The following is a 20,816-nucleotide window of genomic DNA, read 5'->3' on the forward strand; positions in this document are numbered from 1 at the left end:
CTGGCGCGTTTCCGGCATCAGAACGAACTGTTCGGGCATGTTCTCCGTACACAGGTGTGGTTCGTGACGTCTACCTCGGAGGCATGGTGTCCGCACTTCGAACTGATCCATTCGCGGGGGCAATTCTCCAGGTCGGCGTACTCGCGGCCCTGGCCGGCACGGTCGGCCTGAGCGCGTACGGCTGGCTGGCCGGTCTGCTCTTCGGGGTGGTGACGGTCGCGGCGCTCGGATACGGGCTGCGCCGCTCGGGCGCGGAGCGGCTCGGGCCGGCCGACTGGGTGACGCTCACCCGGGCGACGCTCACCGGAGGCGTGGCCGCGCTGACTGTCGACTCGTTCCGCGAGCCGATCGTGGTGCCGGTGCTGGTCACGCTGAGCGCGGTGGCGCTCTCCCTCGACTGGGTCGACGGGCAGGTGGCCCGGCGCACCGGCACCGCCAGTGCGCTAGGCGCCCGGTTCGACATGGAGGTCGACTCCTTCCTCGTCCTGGTCCTCTGCGGGTACGTCGCCGACCAGGTCGGCGCCTGGGTGCTGGTGATCGGCGCGATGCGGTACGTCTTCGTCGCCGCCGGCTGGGTCCTGCCGTGGATGCGCGGCTCGCTGCCGCCGCGCTACTGGCGCAAGGTGGTGGCCGCCACGCAGGGCATCGCGCTGGCGGTGGTGGCGGCGGGCGTCCTGCCCCGGCTGCTCGCCGTCGCGGTGCTTCTCGGCGCGCTCGCGATGCTCGTCGAGTCGTTCGGCCGTGACGTCGCCTGGTTGTGGCGGCACCGCGTACGGCCGGTGCCGCGCGCACTCCCGGCCGCGCCGGTCTCCCCCGCACCGGCGGGCCACCGGCCCGAGTGGACGCCGGGCGTGCGGATCGCCCGCGAGCCCGCCGAGGTCGGCGGTCGGCACCGGTGACCGACCTGTCCCGCCGGGCGGACGGCGACGACGCCCCGGACGCCACCACGACCGACGACAGCGAGACCGCCACCACGACCGACCACAACGAGACCGGCACCACGACCGACGACGCGCCGGCGCCGGGGCGGCGGCGCTCCCGGCGGGTGCTCGCCGCCACGGTCACCGCGCTGGCCGCCGCACTCGTGCTTGTGGCACTCGTCGCGCCGAGCGACATCAACGAGTTCACCCCCCGCGCGTTCCTGCGCATCCCGGTGGAAGGGCTGATCGCCGTCGCCCTGCTGCTGGTCCTGCCGCCGCGTCCGCGCCGGGTGGCGGCCACGCTGCTCGGCGCGCTGCTCGGCCTGGTCCTCGTCCTCAAGGTCACCGACCTGGGGTTCTCGCTGGTCCTGGACCGCCCCTTCGACCTGATCGCCGACTGGACGTTCCTCGGCGCGGGCGCGGAGTTCCTGTCCGAGTCGTACGGCCGGGCCGCCGAGGTGGGTGCGGTGGCGCTGGCGGTGGTCGCCGTGCTCGCCGTACCGCTGCTGGTGACGCTGTCGGTGCGGCGGCTGACCCGGGTCGTGGTCGGTCACCGGCGGGTGACCGCGCGCGCGACCACCGCGTTCGCCGCCGCCTGGGTGGTCTGCGTCGTGCTCGGCGCGCAGATCGTGCCGGGCGTCCCGGTCGCCGCCGGCACGGTGGCGTCCGGTCTCTACGACCGGGCCCGGCAGGTACGGGCGGGCCTCAACGACCAGGAGACGCTGAACACCCAGCTCGCCGGTGACCCGTTCCAGACCATGCCGGGCGAGGAGATGCTCACCGCGCTGCGCGGCAAGGACGTGCTGTTCACGTTCGTGGAGAGCTACGGCCGGGTCGCGGTGGAGGATCCGGACCTCGCGCCGGAGGTGGACGCCGTCCTGGACGAGGGGACCCGGCAGTTGCGCGCGGCCGGGTACGGCAGCCGCAGCGCGTTCCTCACCTCGTCCACCACCGGCGGTGGGAGCTGGCTCGCGCACGCCACGCTGATGAGCGGCATCCGGGCGGACAACCAGTTGCGCTATACCAACCTGGTCCGCAGCGACCGGATGACACTGAACGGGGCGTTCAAGCGCGCCGGCTGGCGGACCACGCTCGTCATGCCGGCGCTCACCCGGGCCTGGCCGGAGGCCGAGTTCTTCTCCCCGGACAAGGTGTACGGCGTGAAGGAGCTCGGCTACCGGGGGCCGCTGTTCAGCTTCTCCTCACCGCCGGACCAGTACACGCTGTCGGCGTTCCAGCGCAGCGAGCGCGGACCGGGACACGCCCCGGTGATGGCCGAGATCCCGCTGCTGTCCAGCCACATCCCGTGGACGCCGGTACCGCCGCTGGTCGACTGGGACGACGTCGGGGACGGCTCGGTGTACAAGGGGACGGCGCGCGCCGACCGCTCGGCGGAGGGCACCCGGGAGGCGTACCGGCAGGCGGTGGTCTACACGCTGCGCACGCTGATCTCCTACGTGCAGCGGTACGGTGACGAGAACCTGGTGCTCGTGTTCCTCGGCGACCACCAGCCGGCCCGGGCGGTCACCGGCGAGGGTGCCGGCAAGGACGTGCCGATCACCGTCGTCGCCAAGGACCCGGCCGTGCTCGACCGCATCGCCGGGTGGGGCTGGCAGGACGGCCTCAACCCCGACCCGCAGGCCCCGGTCTGGCCGATGGAGTCGTTCCGCGACCGGTTCCTGCACGCGTTCGGACCGAAGTCCACCACTCACAGTTAGGGAAGTCGTGACGATGCTCGCACGGGCCTGGGGGATCACCCGTTCCCTTGCCGTCTACCACGGTCAGCCGGCCAAGCACCGGCGTGCCCGGCAGCTCTACGGGCAGTTCCTCTCCCCCGGCGACCTCGGCTTCGACATCGGCGCCCACGTCGGCGGCCGGGTCCGCACCTGGCGACGGCTGGGCGCACGCGTCGTCGCGGTGGAGCCGCAGCCGGACTGTCTGCGGGTGCTTCGCCTGGGCTTCGGCCGGGACGCCGACGTGACGATCGAACCGACGGCGGTCGGGGCGCGGTCCGGGAGCGCGCGGCTGGAGCTGTCGTCTGCGACGCCGACGGTGTCCACCATGTCGTCGTCGTGGATCGAGTCGGTCACCGCCGATCCGAGCTTCGCCGGGGTCCGCTGGGACCGGTCGGTCGAGGTGCCGGTGGTGACGCTCGACGACCTGATCGCGCGGCACGGCGTACCGGCGTTCTGCAAGGTCGACGTCGAGGGTTTCGAGGTCGACGTGCTGGCCGGGCTGAGTCACCCGGTGCGCGGGCTGTCGTTCGAGTACCTGCCGCCCGCGCACGACTCCGCGCTGGCCGCGTTGGAGCTGGTGGAACGGCTGGGCGCGTCGGCGGGTGGCTACCGCTACAACTACTCGCCGGTGGAGACCATGCGGTTCGCGAGCGACAGGTGGCTGGACGCGGCCGAGCTGGTGCGCCTGCTGGAGACGTACCGCCCGGCCGGTCGTTCCGGCGACGTCTACGCCCGGCTGGCGGCCTCGTGACGTAGCGGCGCCACGTCCCTCTCCTCAAACCGGCCGACGGCGACTAGCATCGCTGATCATGGATATGAAGCGCGTCACCCGCTCGCGACCCGGGCGGCTGATCGCGACGGTCGTGCTCGCCGTCGCGGTTGCGGTCCCGCTCGGCGTGACCGGCGCCGCGTCGGCCGCGACGCCCCTGACCGTGGCGCAGGCGCTCGCCGTCCAGGACGGCCGGACGGCCACCGTCACCGGCTACGTCATCGGCCAGCCCACCGCCACCACCACGGTGCTCACCTCCGGCTTCACCGCGGACACCGCGATCGCCCTCGCCGACCAGGCCGGCGAGACCGGCACGAGCCGGATGCTGTACGTGCAGGTGACGGCCGCCTGGCGGAGCACCTTCGGGCTGCTCACCAACCCGTCGCTGCGGGGGCGGCAGGTGACCGCGACCGGCGCGCTCACCGCGTACTTCAGCCACGGCGGGCTGAAGAACCCGACCGCGATGAGTCTCGGCGGCGGCGCCACGCCGAGTCCCACGCCGACCCCGAGCCCGACCGGCACCGCCGTGCCGGACGCCTACTACGCGGCTGCGTCCGGCAAGACCGGGCCGGCGCTGCGCACCGCGCTGCACGGCATCATCAAGGTGCAGGCAAAACTCAGCTACGACCAGGTGTGGGACGCGCTGAAGGACACCGATCAGGATCCGGCCAACCCGGCCAACGTGATCCTGCTCTACAGCGGACGGTCGCAGAGCAAGACGAGCAACGGCGGCGGCGCGAACGACTGGAACCGGGAGCACGTCTGGGCCAAGTCGCACGGCGACTTCGGCACCGCCACCGGTCCCGGCACCGACGTGCACCACCTTCGCCCGGAGGACGTGTCGGTCAACTCGTTGCGCGGCAACAAGGACTTCGACGCGGGCGGCGGCACGGTCGCCGAGGCGCCCGGCTGCTACACCGACGCCGACTCGTTCGAGCCGCGCGACGCGGTGAAGGGCGACGTGGCCCGCATGATCCTCTACATGGCGATCCGGTACGAGGGCGGCGACGGCTGGCCGGACCTGGAACCGAACGACTCGGTCTCCAACGGCTCCGCGCCCCGGCTCGGGCGGCTGTCGAAGCTGCTGACCTGGAACGACCAGGATCCGCCGGACGCCTTCGAGAAGCGCCGCAACCAGCGCATCTACGAGCGCTGGCAGGGCAACCGCAACCCGTTCGTCGACCACCCCGAGTGGGCGCGGTCGATCTGGAGTTGACGCTCGTCCCCGATGTTCCGAAGCGTGGCGAGCGGGTAGAGACATCCGGTTGGCACGGCCGGGAGGCGGTCGGCACGGACGCGCCCCGGGCACCGCACGATCGGAGATGAGGCTCTCATGGCCCAGAACGGCATTCCGGACATCGCACTCAACGACGGCAACACCATCCCGCAGCTCGGCTTCGGCGTCTTCCAGATCGAGCCGAAGGACACCGTGCGGGCGGTCGGCACCGCGCTCGAGGTCGGCTACCGGCACATCGACACCGCCCAGATGTACGGCAACGAGGCCGAGGTGGGTCAGGCGCTGCGCGCCTCCGGCCTGGACCGCGGCGAGGTCTTCGTCACCAGCAAGCTGAACAACGGCTTCCACCGCCCGGACGACGCCCGCAAGGCGTTCGAGCAGTCGCTGCGGGAGCTGAAGTTCGACTACCTCGACCTGTTCCTGATCCACTGGCCGCTGCCCACCCGCTACGACGGCGACTTCGTCTCCACCTGGAAGGTGCTGGAGGAACTGCGTGACGCGGGCACGGTCCGGTCGATCGGCGTGTCCAACTTCCAGGTCGCGCACCTGGAGCGGCTGGCCGCCGAGGCGGACGTGGTGCCGGCGGTCAACCAGATCGAGGCGCACCCCTACCTCGGCAACGAGGAGGTGCGGGCGTACGACAAGGCGCACGGCATCGCCACCGAGGCGTGGTCGCCGATCGCGCAGGGCAAGGTGCTCGACGACCCGACGGTCGTGGACGTGGCCGAGCAGGTCGGCCGGACCCCGGCCCAGGTGGTGTTGCGCTGGCACGTGCAGCGCGGCGACATCGTCTTCCCGAAGTCGACCACGCCGAAGCGGATCGAGGAGAACTTCGCGATCTTCGACTTCACGCTCGACGACACCGCGATGGAGCGGCTCACCTCGCTGGACCGGGGCGAGGCCGGCCGGACCGGACCGAACCCGGACGAGTTCGACTACATCCCGAGCTGAGCAGTCACACGTCGGAGGGGCCCCGGGGAGACTCGGGGCCCCTCCGCTGTTGACTTCGCGCGCACTCGAAGGGGCAGGGTGGCTGGCAAAGCTCCGACGGGGAGGAAGACATGCGCTACCGCACCATCGGCACGGACCCGGCCACCCGCCGCGAGGTCAGCGTGCTCAGTCTCGGCGCGATGCTGTTCGGCACCGCCACCGACGAGGCCACCTCGTTCGCCATCCTCGACCGGTACGTCGAGGCGGGCGGCACCTTCATCGACACCTCGGACAACTACGCCTTCTGGCAGAACGGGGGCCAGGGTGGCGAGAGCGAGGAGCTGCTCGGCCGCTGGCGGCGCAGCCGCGGGATCGGCGACGAGGTGGTCATCGCGACGAAGTTGGGCGCCCGTCCGCTCGCCCCCGGCACCAGCTACGTCGACAACCCGGAAGGGCTGTCGGCGAAGGTGATCCGCGAGTCCGCCGAGCGCAGCCGGGAGCGCCTCGGCGTCGAGCGGCTCGACCTGCTCTACGCCCACATCGAGGACCACACGGTGCCGCTGCAGGAGACCGTGGAGGGCTTCGCCGAGCTGGTGGCCGAGGGCACGGTCGGGCTGCTGGGCGCCAGCAACCACCGCGCCTGGCGGGTGGAGCGGGCCCGCGCGCTCGCCGCCTCGGCCGGTTTGCCCGGGTACGAGGTGCTCCAGTACCACCGCAGCTACCTGCCCCGGCGCCTGGACGTGCCGAGCGAGCTGGACCGGGACGGGGACGTCGGCTGGGTCGGGCCGGACCTGCTCAGCTACCTGCGCACCGAGCCGCAGCTCACGCTGGTCGCGTACTCGCCGCTGTTGAAGGGCGCGTACGTCCGGCCGGAACGGCTCGCCGAGGAGTACGCGCTGCCGGCCACCCCGGCCCGGCTGGAGGCGCTGCGGGCGGTGGCTGCCGAGACCGGCGCCACAGTCAACCAGGTGGTACTGGCCTGGCTGACGGGTGGGGACATCCCGTCGATTCCGCTCGTCGGCTTCTCCTCGGTGGCGCAACTGGAGGAGAGCCTGGCCGCCGTCGACCTGGAGCTGACCGCCGAGCAGCGGACCCGGCTGGACTCGGCGCACTGACCGGTGCCGGGCCGGGTGGCTCACACGCCACCCGGCCCGCGCCGATCAACCGGCTCGCGTCGCTCAACCGGCTCGCGTCGCTGAACCGGCCGGTGCCGCTGAGCTGTTCCGCGCCGCTGAACCGGCCGGGAACCGGTCGACCTCGACGTCGAGCCGCAGGGTGCCGGTACCCGGCAGGGCCACCTCGGTGGCGTCGGCCGGGCGGGTCGCGCCGTCGTACCAGCCGGCGTAGTTGACGTAGGGCGGCGTCCACAGCCACGCCACGGTGACCGGCTGGGGACCGAGCACGCGCAGCGCGTACTCACCGTCGGGATTCAGATCCAACGTGTATCCGATGACCTCACGGGTACGCGCGTTGCGCACCGTCAGTTCGGCGTCCACCGGGCGGCCCTCCGGGTCGACGAGCCGGCCGGTGACCAGGACGCCCCGCCGTACGGCAAGGTTGTAGACGGTGGTGGAGCCGGCCCGGACCGTGACCGGCACGGCCTTGCCCCGCAGGGCGAACCCGCCGGACCACTGGGTGGCGTTGTCGGCGGTGGTGAACAGCAGCGGCCAGGCGTACGGGCCGAGCCAGTCGATCCGGTAGCGGCCCTGCGCGTCCAGTTCCACTCCCCAATGCAGGAAGGTGCCCGACTCGGGCGCGAGCGTCACGGTGCCGGAGGTCGCCGGCCTGCCGGTGGCCGCGCTGGTCACGGTGCCGGTGACGACACCGGCGCGGTCGAGCCGGATCGGGGGCACGGTGACCGTCTGCCCGGCGCGGAGGGTGACCACCCGGGCCTGCTTCGCGTCGCCGGTGCCGCCGGTCGCGCCGACCCACTGCGCGCCGTACGCCGATCCGCCGGCGGGGCGGACGAACAGGTTCCAGGAACCGGCCGCCACCAGGCCGACGCGGACGTTCCCGGAGGCGTCGGAGCAGTACCGTCCCGGGTTGTGGGGTAGTTCGCCGGTCCCGGCGGGCGCCGGCGTCACACAGGCCCCGGCGACCGCTGCGCCGGTCGCCGCGTCGACCACCCGGGACACCACGTGCGCGGCCGGGGTCAGGTCGACCACCGCGCTGCCGCTGCCGTCGGCCAGCACGGTCACGGTAGCGTCGCGGGGCAGGTGGGAATCACCGTCGGTGTAGACCCATACCTCCTGCGGACCGGGGACGAGTGGCGGCACTGTCACCTCACCGTCGTCGCACAGGTTGCGGCGGGTGTCGACGTACACGCAGACGCGGTCGATCGGGGCGCCGGTGACCGCGTCACGCGCCCGCAGGGTCAACGGACTGGGCGTGAGCAGGCGCTCGGAGACGTCCGTCGTGCCCCCCGCGGACACCCGGACCGTTCCGGCCCCCGCCCAGTCCGTCCGGCCCGGCACCCACTGCCGCAGCGAGTCGTCGGGCAGGTCGGGGTCGACGTACCCGGGACTGATGGCGACCTTGTAGTCGCCGGCCGGCACCTCCACGCGCAGCTGCCCGGACTCGTCCAACTGGAGCAGTTGGACGTGGTAGCTGCTGTCCGCGGCCACCACGTCGACACTGCCCGGGCTCGGGGTGCCGTCGGGCGCGATGACGGTCAGGTGGAGGACACCTGTCGGCTCCTCGGCCGCGCCGGCTGCGGCGGGTGCGGCGGTGACGGCCAGGGCCGCCACGGTGAGTGCGCCGAGCACTCTTCGGACGATGGACACGGTGGACCCCTCTCGGTTTCAATGCGCTCAAGAGGCGTCCGCGTCACCACAACCAGGACACGCCCCCCGTGCGTCGGATGTCGGCGCAGCATATGGCAGACGATCGATCGGGCGCTGTCCGCGACCGGTCATCCGGCGGACCGCTGCGGGAACGGTCATAACCCGCCTTCCTCCCGTACCGGCCACCGTCGGCCGGGGATCCACCCACCGCCAGATCGGATCTGGCGGGCCGTCTGGCGCCTGAGAGGTGAGGCCGGCACAACACCACAGCATCCCGGCCTCGTTGAAACAGGCGATCGGTCTGGCGGCACGCCCGTACGCCTGTCGAGACACCGACGAGAGAGGTAGCGATTCATGAGCAACCGGAACACCGGCCTGGCCGTCGAGGCCGAGGGCCTGGTCCGGTCCTTCGGTTCGACCCGGGCACTCGACGGGCTGGACCTGCGGGTTCCCGCCGGAACCGTCTACGGCGTACTGGGCCCGAACGGCGCCGGGAAGACCACAGCCGTACGCGTGCTGGCGACGCTGTTGCGGCCGGACGGCGGCACGGCCCGGGTCTTCGGGCACGACGTGGTGCGCGAGGCCGACGCGGTGCGCGCCCGGGTGAGCCTGACCGGCCAGTACGCCTCGCTGGACGAGGACCTGACCGGCGCGGAGAACCTGGTCCTGCTCGGCCGGCTGCTCGGGCTGGGCCGGTCCGGCGCCCGGGACCGGGCCGAGCAGTTGCTCGCCGCGTTCGGGCTGACCGAGGCGGCGGGACGGCAGGTGAAGAAGTACTCCGGCGGGATGCGGCGGCGCATCGACATCGCCGCGAGCATCCTCAACACGCCGGACCTGCTGTTCCTCGACGAACCGACCACCGGGCTGGACCCGCGCAGCCGCAACCAGGTGTGGGCGATCGTGCGGGCGGTGGTGGCGTACGGCACGACGGTGCTGCTGACCACGCAGTACCTCGACGAGGCGGACCAGCTCGCCGGCCGGATCGCTGTGGTCGACCACGGCCGGGTGATCGCGGAGGGCACCCCGGGCGAGTTGAAGTCGTCGATCGGCGCGGGCAGTGTCCACATCCGGCTGCGCGATCCGGAGCAGCGGCCGCAGGCCGAGCAGGTGCTGCGGGCGTCGCTCGGCGTACCGGTGCAGCTCGCCGCGGACCCGGCGGCGCTGACCGCCCGCGTCGGCGAGCACGGCACCGACCTGGAGGCCGGCACGCAGGCGGCCCGGGCGCTCGGTGAGCTGGCCGCCGCCGGCATCGTGGTGGACGACTTCTCCCTCGGCCAGCCCAGCCTGGACGAGGTGTTCCTGGCCCTGACCGACCACCCGGCCGTCCCGGCGGACGAGCGGGACGACGAACTGGAGGCGGCGCGATGAGCGACACCGCGATCAGCACCGGGCGGTCGCCGTCCGTCTACATGCCGTCCGCCGAGGCGCTGGCCACCGTGCTCGCCCCGGCCGAGCGGCCGGCCCGGCCCAGCGCGCTGTCGGCGTCGCTGACGTTCGGCTGGCGCGCGCTGCTGAAGATCAAGCACGTGCCGGAGCAGCTGTTCGACGTGACCGCGTTCCCGATCATCATGGTGCTGATGTTCACGTACCTGTTCGGTGGCGCGCTCGCCGACAGCCCGCGTGCGTACCTCCAGTTCTTCCTGCCCGGCATCATGGTCACGAGCGTCGTGATGATCACCATGTACACCGGGGTGGGGCTGAACAGCGACATCGAGAAGGGCGTCTTCGACCGGATCCGTACGCTGCCGGTCTGGCGGCCGGCGGCGCTCGTCGGGATGATCTTCGGCGACGTGCTGCGCTACGTCCTGGCCGCCGTGGTGATCCTGACCGTGGGCGTGGTGCTCGGCTTCCGTCCCGACGGCGGGCTGCTCGGGGTGCTCGCCGGGATCGGGCTGCTTGTGGTCTTCTCGTTCGCGTTCTCCTGGGTGTGGACGTTCTTCGGCCTGGTGCTGCGCAGCGAGAAGTCGGTGATGGGGACCAGCATGATGGTGCTGTTCCCGCTGACGTTCCTGAGCAACGTGTTCGTCGACCCGTCGACAATGCCCGGTTGGCTGCAGGCGTTCGTCAAGATCAACCCGATCACCCAGCTCGTCACCTCGGTCCGCGCGGCGATGGCCGGCTCGATGGACGGCCCGAGCACCATGTGGATGCTGCTCTGGAGCGCCCTCTTCGTGGTCGTCTTCGGCACGCTGACGATGTACCGCTACAACCGCCGCTGACGCGACGGCGGTGGCGGGGTCCACTCGGCCCCGCCACCGTCGGTGGTCAGAGCCGCCAGGGCACCGGCTCGGCCGGCCGGTAGCGGCAGGCACCGCCGGTGGTGACCGACTCGCGCAGGTGCGCGGCGAGCGCCGGATGCCGCTCGTCGATGCGGCGCAGGGTGTCCCGGATCCGCCCGGTCACCGCCTTGCGCGCCCGTTCCGCCTGGTCACCGAGTCGCCGGCCGCGCCCGGCCAGCCCGGCGGCAGTACGCAACTGGTCGAGCAGCGCCGCGCGCTCGGCGTCCAGTTCGGCCAGCCGCCGCCCGTCGTCCCGGGCCGCCGCCCGATCGATCTCGTCGTCGAGCCGCCGCAGGTGCCGGCGGTAGCGGGCCTTCGCCTCGTCGTCGAGCACCGGATCGGCACCGAGGCGGCGCGCGGCGACGAGTTCCGGACCGGCCGCCGGGTCGAGCAGTTCGACGGCGGGCACGTCCGTGCCGGGACGGCTCAGCAGCAGGCGCAGGTCGTGCAGCCCTTTGGCGTCGGGCAGGTGCACCACGACGCCGTCGTACGCGAGGCGCCACACCGGCCCGTCCGGACGGAACTCGGGCCGGATGACGTCCGCGCCGGGGTCGGGCGGCCGCCCGTACACCACACCCGCCCGGGACAGGCCCGACGCGGTCCGGCGGCCGGCCGGCGACGACGCGGCGACCAGCGCCGGAACGCCCGCGCCGAGCCGGGCGGCCGGGGGCGCGACCACTGCGGACGCCGCCGCGGGGGCGGGATCCGCCGCACCCAGCCGGTCCACCACCTGGACCATGCCCAGCGTCCGCGCCTCGGCCACCGTCTCGGCCCGCAGTCGCCGCGCCTCGGCCGCGTCGCCCGGCCCGTTTCGCCCGGCGAGCGCGCCCACCAGACCGGCCCGGGCCAGCACCGACCAGGGCCGGGCGCCCAGCCGGTCGGCGGCGTCCCGGGCCGCCGCGTAGCAGTCGATCGCGTCGTCCCACCGGCCCTCGGCCGCGTCCACACCGGCCAGCCACAGGTCGACCGGGCCGCCGATGTCGCAGCCGAACAACGCCGCCGCCCACTGCCCGCGGTGCGGGGCCAGGTCGGCCCGTACCGCCGCGCACCGCGCCGGGTCGCCGTCCACGGCCGCCGCCTGCGCCCGCAGGCGCAGCCACAACGGCGACACCGACCGGGGGTACGCGGTGCCCGCGGCCTCGATCGCGGCGGTGAGCCGCAGCACCTTGGCCGCGTCGCCGCGCTCGGCCGCGGTGATCGCCCGGAGCAGTTCGACCTGCGGGTGCCCGGCGCCCACCCGGTCGAGCACCGCCTCGGCCTCGGCGAGGCGGCCGTACAGCAGCAGAATCGACCAGCGCATGTGGTGCGTCATGAACGCGTGGTCGGAGTGCCCCGGCTCGCGGTAGCTCTCCGCCTCGGCGAAGCCCGCCTCGGCGGCGGCGAGGTCGCCCTGGAAGGCGGCGATGATGGCGGTGTCCGCGATCGCCGCCACCCGCTGCCGGGCCACGTCGTCGCGTCGCGCGCCGGTCACGAACGCGGTCAGCTCCTGCCGGTAACCCGGATCGCCCAGCTCCAGCAGCGCGACCCAGCGCAGCGCCGTGGCCCACAGCTCGGTCTCCCGGTCGCCGCTGCGGCGGGCCACCTCCCGGATCTCGGCGGTGACCACTGCTCGCTCCTGCGCGGTGCCGAGACCCCATGTCGTGTCGTGGCGGGCCCACAGGCTGAAGGTGAGCGCCTCGTCGTCGCGGCCGTGCCGGGCGAGCGTCTCGGTGGCGGTGATCAGGTCGGTGACCAGCGCGCGTACCGGCCGTTCCGGATCCGGCTCCGCGATCAACCGCCGGTACGCCTCCCGGACCAGCTCGGCGGCGTCGAGCCGGCGGCGGGTGGCGGAGTGCTGCCGGTGCGCGATGAGCGCCACCCGGGTCAGCGCGCCGGGATCGGGCAGCTCCCTCGCCAGCGCGGCGGCCTCGGCCAGCAGCCGCTCCACCTCGGCCGGCGGGCCGGCGTGGTGCAGCAGCCCGGCCAGCTCCAGCAGCACCCGGACCCGCCGGCCGGGCTCGCCGGTCAGTTCGAGCGCGCGCCGGTAGTGCCGTACCGACTCGTCCACCGCGATCCGGCCCCCGGCGTCGCGGGCGGCGGCCACCAGCAGGTCACCGGCGCGTTCCGGGTCCAGCTCGGCGCCGGCCAGCCAGGCGTGCCGGGCCAGGTGGGCCGGGCTGAGTGCACCGGCGAGCGCGTCCGATTCGTAGACGGCCCGGACCACAGCCGCGTGCCGGGCCCGCCGTTCGTCGTCGGCGAGCCCGTCGTAGAGCGTCTCGCGGACCAGGTCGTGCACGAAGACGAACCGGCCGCCGTCGCGGGGCAGCACCAGCCGGGCTGCGGCGGCGCGGCCGAGCAGCCGGTCGACCTGCGCGACCGGAGCGGGTACGCAGGCGGCGAGCGTCCGTCTGTCGAACTCGCGGCCGAGCACGGCGGCCACCGTGAGGGCCTCGACCACTGCGGCGGGCAGTTGGTCGAGCCGGCGGCGCACCACCTCCCGTACGCCGGGGGCGATGGTGTCGGTGAGACCGTGGGTGTGCCAGAGCCGGGCGGTCTGCTCCACGAAGAACGGGTTGCCGCCGGTGCGCCGGTGCACCTCCGCGACCAGATCCGCGGCGGGCTCCCGGCCGGCGGTGCGGGCCATCAGCGCGGCCACCTCGGCGCGGTCCAGCCCGGCGAGCGTGACGGTGGTGGCCTTGGCGGTGAGCGGCAGCAGCCACGGGCGCAGCGGGTGCTCGCCGGACTCGACCTCGGCGTCCCGGTAGGTGCCGATCAGCAGCAGCCGTTCGAACCAGGCGTGCTGGGTGACGAACTGGAGCAGCCGCAGCGACGCCGGGTCGGCCCAGTGCAGGTCGTCGAAGACCAGCACGACCGGCCGGTGCTGGGCGACGGCGACCAGCGCGGCGGTCACCGCGTCGTGCCTGTTGAACTCGGCCCGGCCGGCCTCGCCCGGCGCGGACGTGTCGCCCTGGTCCGTCGCGTCGCCCTGGTCCGTCGCGCCGCCCGGCTCGGTGGCGTCGCCCGGCTCGGTGGCGTCGCCCGGCTCGGTGGCGTCGCCTGCCGCGCGCTCGCCCAGCAGTGCCGCCAGGCCCGCGGCGGCGGCCTCCCGCACCCCGCTCGGGTCGCCGGCGGATCGGGCCAGCCGGCGCAGCACCTGCACCCAGGGCCAGTAGTCGGGGGCGGTGTCGGAGTCCCAGCAGGCGGCGCCGAGCACCAGCGCCCCGCTGCGGCGGGCCTCGTCGGCGGCGGCCGAGACCAGCGTGGTCTTGCCGATGCCCGGCTCGCCGGTGACCAGGACGAGACCGCCGTGGCTGTCGACCAGCCGGGCCACCTCGGCGCGCAGCAGGGCAGCGGGATGCTCCCGCCCGATCAGCTCCGGCCCGAACCGCGGCTCCATGACCTCACGACGCTAGTCGAAGGGTCCGACAAAAGCGGGAGCCCTCAGAGCCGCGCGTCGGTGACCACGTGGGCGCACGCCGGGCACGCCGCCGGTCCCTGCTCGGCGAACCACCGGCAGGTACGCCTGATGGCACACTTCGGCAGCGCCTCCTCGGCGGGCGGGGCGACCTCGGCGTACGAGGCGGCCATCCGGGCGCCCAGTCCGCAGTGCGAGCCGGTCCAGAAGCCACAGGACGAGGTGACGCACGGGCCGGCGAGCCGGGCACGCGACTCGATCGGCTCGTCGGAGTCACCGAGCCCGGCGAGTGCCACCTCGGCCGGCACGGCCGGGGTCACGTAGGCCACCCGGCCCGCCGGAGTGATCATGCCGAGGAACACCGTGGCGTTCGACGCCGGGGTGCTCGGGCACATCCGCTCCGGCGTGCCGGCCGGCCGGGCGACATCAGTCACCGCTGGATCCAGAATCCGAAGTCGTTGATCCTCTGGCCGAGCTCCTGGGCGAGCGGGCCGTCGATGACCCAGAGCCCGTGCCACTCGGGACGCAGCTTGATGTTGCCGTGGCCGAGGGTCAGCGGGGTGGTCAGCTTGGCGTCGGCGGTACGCAGGGCGGCCAGGCCGGCCTTCTGGATCTCCGCGCCGATCAGGGACTGCTGCTCGGGGCTCAGGTCGACGCCGTCGACCACGAAGCGGAACTCGTTGCGGGCCATGTGTTTCCTCCGGTCACTCGTACGATTCGGTGCCCAGCCCGCGGCGCAGGCTGGTGCGGGTGAAGGCCGCCCAGCCGGCGTGCGAGGCGGCGTCGGTGCGGTGCCCGGCTCGGGCGAGCACCCGGGCGGCGTGCTCCGCCCAGCGGTCGGCGGTCGTCGCCGCGTCGCCCCACAGCTCGCGGCAGGCGGCGACCGCGAAGGCGACCTGTTCCGGTGCGCCGCTGAACCCGGCGGGTCCGTCGGCGACCCGGATCGTGCCGTCCGGCCGGACCCGCACGCTCGGGAAGTGGTGGTGCAGGCTGGCCAGCGTGGCCAGGTGCGTGGCGTCCCGCCGGTCGGCGGCGAAGCCGGCCCGCAACTCGTCGTCGTGGCGGTGCCGGATCGCGTGCAGGACCAGCGCGTCGCCGGTCGCCTCGATCCGGGCGACCACGTGCACCGGCATGCTCCAGGCCGACGGCGAGTTCGCCGACCAGAACGCCAGCCAGGCGGTGAGCCGGGCGTGGAAGTCGGCCTGGACGGCGATCGGGAGCGCGGCCCCGCCGGGCGCGCGCAGTGCGGCGGTGGCGATGTGGTCCCGGATGACGAGCGGAGTCGCGGGGCGGCGCGGTGCGGCCGCCGCAACGCCGGTGGTGGAGGCGACGGCCAGGCCGGTCACGGTGACCGCCGAGGCCGCCGCCACGCCGGCGAGCAGTCGCCGACGGTCGAGCGGGTGTCCGTTGTGGTTCATCGTCGGCCCTTCGTCGACGGCATTGGCCCGACGTTATCGACCGGAAGCGATCAGAAAAACACCCTGCGTGACGGGAGGTCGACAGGAAAGCCGGGGATACCCGGCGGCGTGAACGACGGTTCCTGTGCCCGATTCACGCGCCACCCACCGGCGGACGGTCAGGCCCGGAGCAACCCGGCCACAGCCCGCTGCGCGTGCACGACGGTCGCCGCCGGCAGGTCGAGCGCCCGCCGACGTCCGCGGGCGCGCCGCCCGGTCAGTTCACCGCAACCCTTGATATCGATAGATGCCTATCTATAGGCTGGCGGCGTTCCGCTCACCCCCCATCCAAGGAGTGTGAACCATGCGTAAGCCCAAGCTGTCCCGGATCCTCGCCACCCTCGCGGCCGCGACGCTGGCAGCGCTCGGCGCGGTAGCCGTCAACCCGGCTCCGGCCTCCGCCGCCGTCCGCAACGTCTGCTACAACATCAGCCAGGCTGGCCCGTTCGCCAACACGGCGGTGCAGGCGGCGGCGATCTGGAACAACTACACGAACAACATCAACATGGCCCAGTGCGGGTCCAACCTGCGGATCACCTACACCTACGGCGGCGGCTCGTACGCCCAGCGCACCAGCCTCGGCAACGGCCGCGTGGTGATCGACTACTACCAGGCCCAGCAGTACTCGCCGCTGCGCATCATGACGCACGAGATCGGCCACATCCTCGGCCTGCCGGACAACTACAACGGCAACTGCGCCATCCTGATGTCCGGCGGCAGCGCCGGTACGAGCTGCACCAACCCGTACCCCAGCTCCGCCGAGGCCTCCCGGGTCGACTCGCTGTTCGGCTTCGCCGCCCGCAGCGCGACGCCCGCCCAGGTCTTCACCGGCAGCTGGCCGGCCGCCTCGACCGTGGGTGCCCAGCGCTGACGACGCCGTGACGACGGGGTCGGCGGGTCACCGCCGGCCCCGTCCGCGCGTCCCGCGCCGGCCGGGCGCGGCGTCGTCGGCGAGATCGGCCGCGCGGCGGCTCATCTCCTCGACCCGCTCCCGGAGCCGGCGCAGCGCCGCGGCGTCGTCGTCCACCCCGGACACCTCGTCGAGCAGGCCGACGTAGTCGGCGGCCAGCCGCCGGTACGCCGGGGCGACCGGCCCGGCGTGCCCGTCCAGGTCGATGATCTGCTGGGCGAGAACAGCGGTGGCGGCACCGAGCGCCGCCCGCTCGTCGGCCCGCGCATCCCGCCCGGCCCGCCGCGCGTCGGCCAGCCGCCCGGCCCGCCGGCCGCCGAACCAGAGCACCACCGCACCGGCGACCACCCCGGCCACCGCGCCACCGGCCAGCAGATACCGGGGCAACGAGGGGCTGATGGTACGGGCGCCGTCCGGCACCAGACCGGCCCGGACCAGCCGGTCGTAGTTGAGCACGATCACCTTCAGCGCCTCGACCGGCCGGTCCACGAACGCATCAGCGCCCCGGCCGATGGTGGTCTCGGCGACCATCGCCCGGCCGAGGTCCTTGGCGCCGTCGCCACCGAGGCGGGAGCATCCGTAGGTGTCCCAGTCCTCGCCGTCGCGGCTCATCGCCAGCACCAGTGTGCCCTGGGCGGCGCGCTCGGTGTCGGCGCACGCCTCCCGCAGGTCGGCACCGGGCTCCATGATCAGCACCACCAGCCGCCGGTTGCCGATCACCCGTTCGGCGGCCGCCCGGTCCAGGTCCACTCCCGGCGCCGCGTAGACCGACGAGACGCGCACCTGCCGCGCGATCGGCCCGTCCAGGATCCCGCCGGTCCACAGCGCCCAGCCGGCCAGCGCCAGGCAGGCGAGCACCGCGCGGCCGAACGCGGTGCCGACCAGGCGGCCGAGCAGCCGGCGCGGGCCGGTCGCCGTCCCGCCACGACGGTCCGCCGCCCGTTCGGGCCGGTTCGCGACGCGGCTCACGACAGCCTCGCCCGCAGGTAGACGTCCGGCCGGTAGCCGGGCATCCGCACGTCCCGGGCCACGTCGTCCAGCTCGGCCGCCGCGTCGGCCAGCAGTTCGCGTACGTGCCGGTCGGGCAGCCCCTCGTCGAACGCGTCCCGGGCCGCCCGCAACCGGCCCACGCCCCGGACCAGCGCCGGGTCCGTGCGCGCGTCGGTGAGCAGCGACAACTCCACCGCCAGCGCGGAGAGCCCGGCCAGCCGGGCCGGCGTGCCACCGGGACCGACATCGGCCGGACGGCGGCCCGACCCCCGCACGGTACGGATGGACAGCACCACGAAACCCGCCACGCAGGCGGCGAAGATCCAGGGCAGCGCCGGCAACGCCACCCGCAGCGGGTCGAACGGCCGGTACGGCAACGGACGGTCGAACAGCCCCGCGTACCGCACGTCGGTGACCTGGGCCAGGTACGTGCCGAGCACGTTCTGCTGGGGGTAGGCGTATCGGCCGATCCGCGCGCCGAACTGGGCGTAGAAGCTCGCGGTGGCCACCTCGGCGAATTCCGCCGCGCCCGGACCGTGGTACTCGATCCAGTCGCCGTACATCACCACAAGCGGCTGGTCCGGGGCGAGCCGGTGCAGCGCCGGCCCGTACGCGGGCAGCGGCTCCCCGTACGGCTGCGCGGGCAGCACCACGAACCAGGCGCCGTCCGGGAACGCGGTGCCCGCGGCCTTCTCCGGCAGCCGGTTCAGCGTGGCGCCGGAGCCCACGTACCGGCCGGTGGTGCGCAGCGCGGCGACCACCGGGGCCAGCTCCGGGCCGGCCGGTTCCCGCCAGCGCAGGTCGTCGCGGTCCGGCGGGAGGGGCTGCTCGTGCAGCGTGGCCAGCAGCGTGAGCAGCGGGCCGGTCACGTCGCGGGTGGCGAACCGGGCCCGCCAGCCCGGCACGTCGTCCGGCGACGCCACGTAGAACCCGCCGCTGACCTCGGTGCCGACGATCCGGATCTCGGCGTTCTCCACGTCCTTCACCCGCCGGCGTTCGGCCTCGTCCAGACCGGGCGGGGCGACCAGGATCCGGGTGCCCCGGTCACCGATGGCGGCCCGGACCCGCTGCTCGTCCCAGCGCGCGACAGCCCCCGGCAGCCGGACCACCGGTTCGGCCGCGACGAGCGCCGTCATCTCCTCGACCGAAGGCACGCTCGCGTCGCTCAACTCCCCCGCCGAGCCCTCGGGCAGCGCGGCGGTCGACGGGGAACGCCCGTAGCTGACCTCGACGCTCTGCCGCTGCGCCACCAGGAACACCACGAGCACGGCCGCCGCGGCGGCCAGCAGCGACCAGCGCAGCAGCTCCCGGCGTGCCCTCGTCATCGCCCGGCCCGCCACAGCTCGTCGGCGCGGCGGGCGTGCTCGGCCGCCGCGCGGGCCGCGTCCGCGCCGCCGCTCCCGGCGGCGAGCGACTCGGCCCGGGCCAGCAGACGCTCGGCCTCCGGCAGCGTCACCGGGGACGCGTCCCGGCTGACGGTGGCGTCGTGGATCGCCGCCCGCGCCGACGACCAGGCGACCCGCCGGCCCTCGGCCCGGGCGCGGCGCCGGGGCAGCAACGCGGCGAGGAAACCGGCGGCCACCGCCACCAGGCCCCCGCCCAGCCAGGGCAGCACGCTCACCGTCATGATCTCTGTCTAACGCACCGCCGCCAGCGCCGCGCGCCGAGGGCGGCCGGTGCGACCTACGACGACTCGTAGCCCTCGTTGAAACCCTCCATGAACCCGCCTGCGAACCCGGAGATGACACATCCGGCACAGCACAGGATCACCAGCAGCGCCGGCACCGTTACCCACAGCACGATCGCCCATCTGCTCATCCCCTCGCTCGGCTGCTCCACGTACGCCGGCGGGTGGTACGGCTGCTGGTGGTACGCCTGCTGCTGATACGGATCCTGCTGGTAGGGGTCGTGAGGATGCATCCGGACATCGTGCCCACCGGCAGTGGCCGCCGGAAGATCCGAACGGTCCGCCGATCCTGCCGCGACGGCCCCTCGTCACGCCCGATGCGCATCGAGATGGGTCAGCACCGTCTGGTTGGCCTCCCAGCCGTCCGGGAACTTCACCGGTACGTCCAGGTGCACCCGCTCGGTCGACGGGTAAGCATCGAGCAGCTCACCGATCCCCGCCCGCGCCACCACCACGCAGGCGTGCCGGTGCCGCGACGCCAGCACGCACAGCCGCCCAGACTCCAGGTGGAACGCGGTCGCGTCGCGCCGGCCGGAGAGCGGATGCAGCACGATCGTCACGTCGTACTCCCGGCCCTGGAGCCGGTTGGCGGTGTCCACGGTGATGCCCGCCCCGGCCGCGCCCAGCCGGGAGCGGATGGCCGCGACCTGGTCGCGGTGCGCGGCCCCGACGGCGATCCGGTCCGCGGTGACCGGCGCGCCGCCCGGGGCGGCCTCGCTGACCGCGACCGCGCCGCGCGCCAGCACCCGCAGCGCCAGTTCCGCGCAGGCCGCGGCGGCGTCGGCATCGGTACGCACGGTGTGCCGGGCCGGCAGCTCGTGCAACGCCCAGCCGGTGGCGGCGGCCAGCTCGACCGCGGCGTCGTAGGCGTCACCCGCGCCGGGCTCGGTGAACGTCAGCGCACGATCGGCCGGGCCGGTCCCGGCGCGGAACCCGGTGAACGGGTAGAACGCGGCGGACACCACAGGCGCGGCCGAGTCCGGCAGCCGCCACGACACCGGAAGCCGGTGCACCGGCAGCTCCGGGTTGTGCCGCAGCAGCGTGGCCACCGCCGACTGCATCGGATCCCAGGTCAGCCCGGTCCAGCGGAACGTCTCCACGGTGCTGAACGGATCGAGCTGACCGGGGTCGCCGACGAACAGGGCCCGCTCGAACCGCCCCGCCACGCGCAGCAGCGCGTCGGCGCGCATCTGGTACGCCTCGTCCACGATCGCCCACGGCCAGCTCCCCTCGGTGACGGTGGCCCACTTGGCCGCCGTACCGATGGTGACCGCCGGGCCGCCCAGGTCGGCCACCTTTGCCGCGACCCGGACCGCCGGGTGGGCGGTGACCCGCTCGGTGGGCCGGTAGTCGGTCGCGGAGAGCCGCCCGACGCGCAGCTCCGGGGCCTTGCGGCCGAGCCGGTCGATGAGGTCGTCGACCTGCTCGTTGGTCTGCGCCACGATCATCAGCGGGTCGCCGGTGGCAGCAGTTTCGATGGCGGCGCGGACCACGAGGGTGGACTTCCCGGCGCCGGGAGGCGAGTCCACGACGACACCGCGGTGCGTGCCGTCGCGCAGATCCCGCAGCACACGCTGGATCACCTGCTCGGCTTCGTGCAAGGAAGACCCCCTGTCAAAGTCTCCGGTGGGGCCCCTTCTTAACACGCCCCGGGGCAGGACCTCGCGCCGCCGGCAGGGAGATCACCGCCCATCGATCACCTTGCACCCGGCTGCCACACTCTC

19 protein-coding genes are annotated in these 20,816 nt (G+C 73.9%); 9 read left to right on the forward strand and 10 right to left on the reverse strand.

Annotated elements, in window-relative coordinates:
* Positions 1-83 precede the first annotated feature (83 nt).
* From O7604_RS03880 to O7604_RS03905, 6 genes are all read left to right on the forward strand, one after another.
* Positions 84-899 carry a CDP-alcohol phosphatidyltransferase family protein gene (locus O7604_RS03880; RefSeq protein ID WP_281578874.1) on the forward strand — a complete coding sequence of 272 codons (816 nt, stop codon included), beginning with the start codon at positions 84-86 and terminating at the stop codon, positions 897-899.
* Entirely contained in the window at positions 896-2,638 is a 1,743-nt protein-coding gene (locus O7604_RS03885) for a sulfatase (protein ID WP_281578875.1), read from the forward strand. Before O7604_RS03880 ends, O7604_RS03885 begins: the two co-directional genes overlap by 4 nt.
* Positions 2,639-2,651: 13 nt before the next feature.
* Positions 2,652-3,407, forward strand: a complete 756-nt coding sequence (locus O7604_RS03890) for an FkbM family methyltransferase (RefSeq protein WP_281580036.1) — start codon at positions 2,652-2,654, stop codon at positions 3,405-3,407.
* A gap of 58 nt (positions 3,408-3,465) precedes the next feature.
* Positions 3,466-4,641, forward strand: coding sequence for an endonuclease (locus O7604_RS03895; protein ID WP_281578876.1), 1,176 nt, complete (start codon positions 3,466-3,468; stop codon positions 4,639-4,641).
* Between the two features lie 117 nt (positions 4,642-4,758).
* Entirely contained in the window at positions 4,759-5,613 is an 855-nt protein-coding gene (locus tag O7604_RS03900) for an aldo/keto reductase (RefSeq protein ID WP_269701849.1), read from the forward strand.
* Between the two features lie 110 nt (positions 5,614-5,723).
* Entirely contained in the window at positions 5,724-6,707 is a 984-nt protein-coding gene (locus O7604_RS03905; RefSeq protein ID WP_281578877.1) for an aldo/keto reductase, read from the forward strand.
* Positions 6,708-6,770: 63 nt separating this feature from the next.
* On the opposite strand, the gene O7604_RS03910 is transcribed toward O7604_RS03905, so the two are convergent.
* Positions 6,771-8,375, reverse strand: coding sequence for a hypothetical protein (locus O7604_RS03910; RefSeq protein WP_281578878.1), 1,605 nt, complete (start codon positions 8,373-8,375; stop codon positions 6,771-6,773).
* Between the two features lie 354 nt (positions 8,376-8,729).
* Here O7604_RS03910 and O7604_RS03915 point away from each other — a divergent pair, with 354 nt between their 5' ends.
* On the forward strand, positions 8,730-9,743 hold the full coding sequence (locus O7604_RS03915; RefSeq protein ID WP_281578879.1) for an ATP-binding cassette domain-containing protein: 1,014 nt from the start codon (positions 8,730-8,732) through the stop codon (positions 9,741-9,743).
* Positions 9,740-10,594 carry an ABC transporter permease gene (locus O7604_RS03920; RefSeq protein WP_281578880.1) on the forward strand — a complete coding sequence of 285 codons (855 nt, stop codon included), beginning with the start codon at positions 9,740-9,742 and terminating at the stop codon, positions 10,592-10,594. Before O7604_RS03915 ends, O7604_RS03920 begins: the two co-directional genes overlap by 4 nt.
* Before the next feature lie 46 nt (positions 10,595-10,640).
* On the opposite strand, the gene O7604_RS03925 is transcribed toward O7604_RS03920, so the two are convergent.
* Genes O7604_RS03925 through O7604_RS03940 form a run of 4 tightly spaced genes read right to left on the reverse strand, consistent with a single transcriptional unit; the run spans position 10,641 to position 15,466 of the window.
* Positions 10,641-14,030 (reverse strand): AAA family ATPase, encoded by a 3,390-nt coding sequence (locus O7604_RS03925; RefSeq protein WP_281578881.1) that lies wholly within the window; start codon positions 14,028-14,030, stop codon positions 10,641-10,643.
* A gap of 44 nt (positions 14,031-14,074) precedes the next feature.
* Entirely contained in the window at positions 14,075-14,482 is a 408-nt protein-coding gene (locus O7604_RS03930; RefSeq protein WP_269701859.1) for a hypothetical protein, read from the reverse strand.
* Positions 14,479-14,739 carry a hypothetical protein gene (locus O7604_RS03935; RefSeq protein ID WP_269701860.1) on the reverse strand — a complete coding sequence of 87 codons (261 nt, stop codon included), beginning with the start codon at positions 14,737-14,739 and terminating at the stop codon, positions 14,479-14,481. Before O7604_RS03935 ends, O7604_RS03930 begins: the two co-directional genes overlap by 4 nt.
* 13 nt (positions 14,740-14,752) lie before the next feature.
* Positions 14,753-15,466, reverse strand: coding sequence for a hypothetical protein (locus O7604_RS03940; RefSeq protein ID WP_281578882.1), 714 nt, complete (start codon positions 15,464-15,466; stop codon positions 14,753-14,755).
* A gap of 343 nt (positions 15,467-15,809) precedes the next feature.
* Here O7604_RS03940 and O7604_RS03945 point away from each other — a divergent pair, with 343 nt between their 5' ends.
* On the forward strand, positions 15,810-16,376 hold the full coding sequence (locus tag O7604_RS03945) for a snapalysin family zinc-dependent metalloprotease (protein WP_269701864.1): 567 nt from the start codon (positions 15,810-15,812) through the stop codon (positions 16,374-16,376).
* 27 nt (positions 16,377-16,403) lie between these two features.
* Here O7604_RS03945 and O7604_RS03950 read toward each other — a convergent pair whose 3' ends face one another.
* The 5 genes from O7604_RS03950 to O7604_RS03970 form a co-directional block, all read right to left on the reverse strand.
* Entirely contained in the window at positions 16,404-17,384 is a 981-nt protein-coding gene (locus tag O7604_RS03950; protein WP_269701866.1) for a hypothetical protein, read from the reverse strand.
* Positions 17,381-18,730 carry a hypothetical protein gene (locus tag O7604_RS03955; RefSeq protein WP_281578883.1) on the reverse strand — a complete coding sequence of 450 codons (1,350 nt, stop codon included), beginning with the start codon at positions 18,728-18,730 and terminating at the stop codon, positions 17,381-17,383. Before O7604_RS03955 ends, O7604_RS03950 begins: the two co-directional genes overlap by 4 nt.
* On the reverse strand, positions 18,727-19,032 hold the full coding sequence (locus O7604_RS03960) for a DUF6403 family protein (protein ID WP_269701870.1): 306 nt from the start codon (positions 19,030-19,032) through the stop codon (positions 18,727-18,729). Before O7604_RS03960 ends, O7604_RS03955 begins: the two co-directional genes overlap by 4 nt.
* 56 nt (positions 19,033-19,088) lie before the next feature.
* Complete coding sequence (locus tag O7604_RS03965; RefSeq protein WP_281578884.1) at positions 19,089-19,325, reverse strand: hypothetical protein; 237 nt, start codon at positions 19,323-19,325, stop codon at positions 19,089-19,091.
* 75 nt (positions 19,326-19,400) lie between these two features.
* Positions 19,401-20,693, reverse strand: a complete 1,293-nt coding sequence (locus O7604_RS03970) for an AAA family ATPase (RefSeq protein WP_281578885.1) — start codon at positions 20,691-20,693, stop codon at positions 19,401-19,403.
* Positions 20,694-20,816: the final 123 nt, after the last annotated feature.

This window comes from Micromonospora sp. WMMA1947, assembly GCF_027497355.1.
Classification (GTDB): Bacteria; Actinomycetota; Actinomycetes; order Mycobacteriales; family Micromonosporaceae; genus Micromonospora.

Bases quoted from the DNA above. Each gene is read 5' to 3' on its own strand.
- O7604_RS03895 (WP_281578876.1), top strand. From the start codon at position 3,466: ATGGATATGAAGCGCGTCACCCGCTCGCGACCCGGGCGGCTGATCGCG.
- O7604_RS03905 (WP_281578877.1), top strand. From the start codon at position 5,724: ATGCGCTACCGCACCATCGGCACGGACCCGGCCACCCGCCGCGAGGTC.
- O7604_RS03935 (WP_269701860.1), bottom strand. From the start codon at position 14,739: ATGGCCCGCAACGAGTTCCGCTTCGTGGTCGACGGCGTCGACCTGAGC.
- O7604_RS03890 (WP_281580036.1), top strand. From the start codon at position 2,652: ATGCTCGCACGGGCCTGGGGGATCACCCGTTCCCTTGCCGTCTACCAC.
- O7604_RS03900 (WP_269701849.1), top strand. From the start codon at position 4,759: ATGGCCCAGAACGGCATTCCGGACATCGCACTCAACGACGGCAACACC.
- O7604_RS03940 (WP_281578882.1), bottom strand. From the start codon at position 15,466: ATGAACCACAACGGACACCCGCTCGACCGTCGGCGACTGCTCGCCGGC.
- O7604_RS03880 (WP_281578874.1), top strand. From the start codon at position 84: ATGGTGTCCGCACTTCGAACTGATCCATTCGCGGGGGCAATTCTCCAG.
- O7604_RS03960 (WP_269701870.1), bottom strand. From the start codon at position 19,032: ATGACGGTGAGCGTGCTGCCCTGGCTGGGCGGGGGCCTGGTGGCGGTG.
- O7604_RS03925 (WP_281578881.1), bottom strand. From the start codon at position 14,030: ATGGAGCCGCGGTTCGGGCCGGAGCTGATCGGGCGGGAGCATCCCGCT.
- O7604_RS03965 (WP_281578884.1), bottom strand. From the start codon at position 19,325: ATGCATCCTCACGACCCCTACCAGCAGGATCCGTATCAGCAGCAGGCG.
- O7604_RS03920 (WP_281578880.1), top strand. From the start codon at position 9,740: ATGAGCGACACCGCGATCAGCACCGGGCGGTCGCCGTCCGTCTACATG.
- O7604_RS03945 (WP_269701864.1), top strand. From the start codon at position 15,810: ATGCGTAAGCCCAAGCTGTCCCGGATCCTCGCCACCCTCGCGGCCGCG.
- O7604_RS03955 (WP_281578883.1), bottom strand. From the start codon at position 18,730: ATGACGAGGGCACGCCGGGAGCTGCTGCGCTGGTCGCTGCTGGCCGCC.
- O7604_RS03915 (WP_281578879.1), top strand. From the start codon at position 8,730: ATGAGCAACCGGAACACCGGCCTGGCCGTCGAGGCCGAGGGCCTGGTC.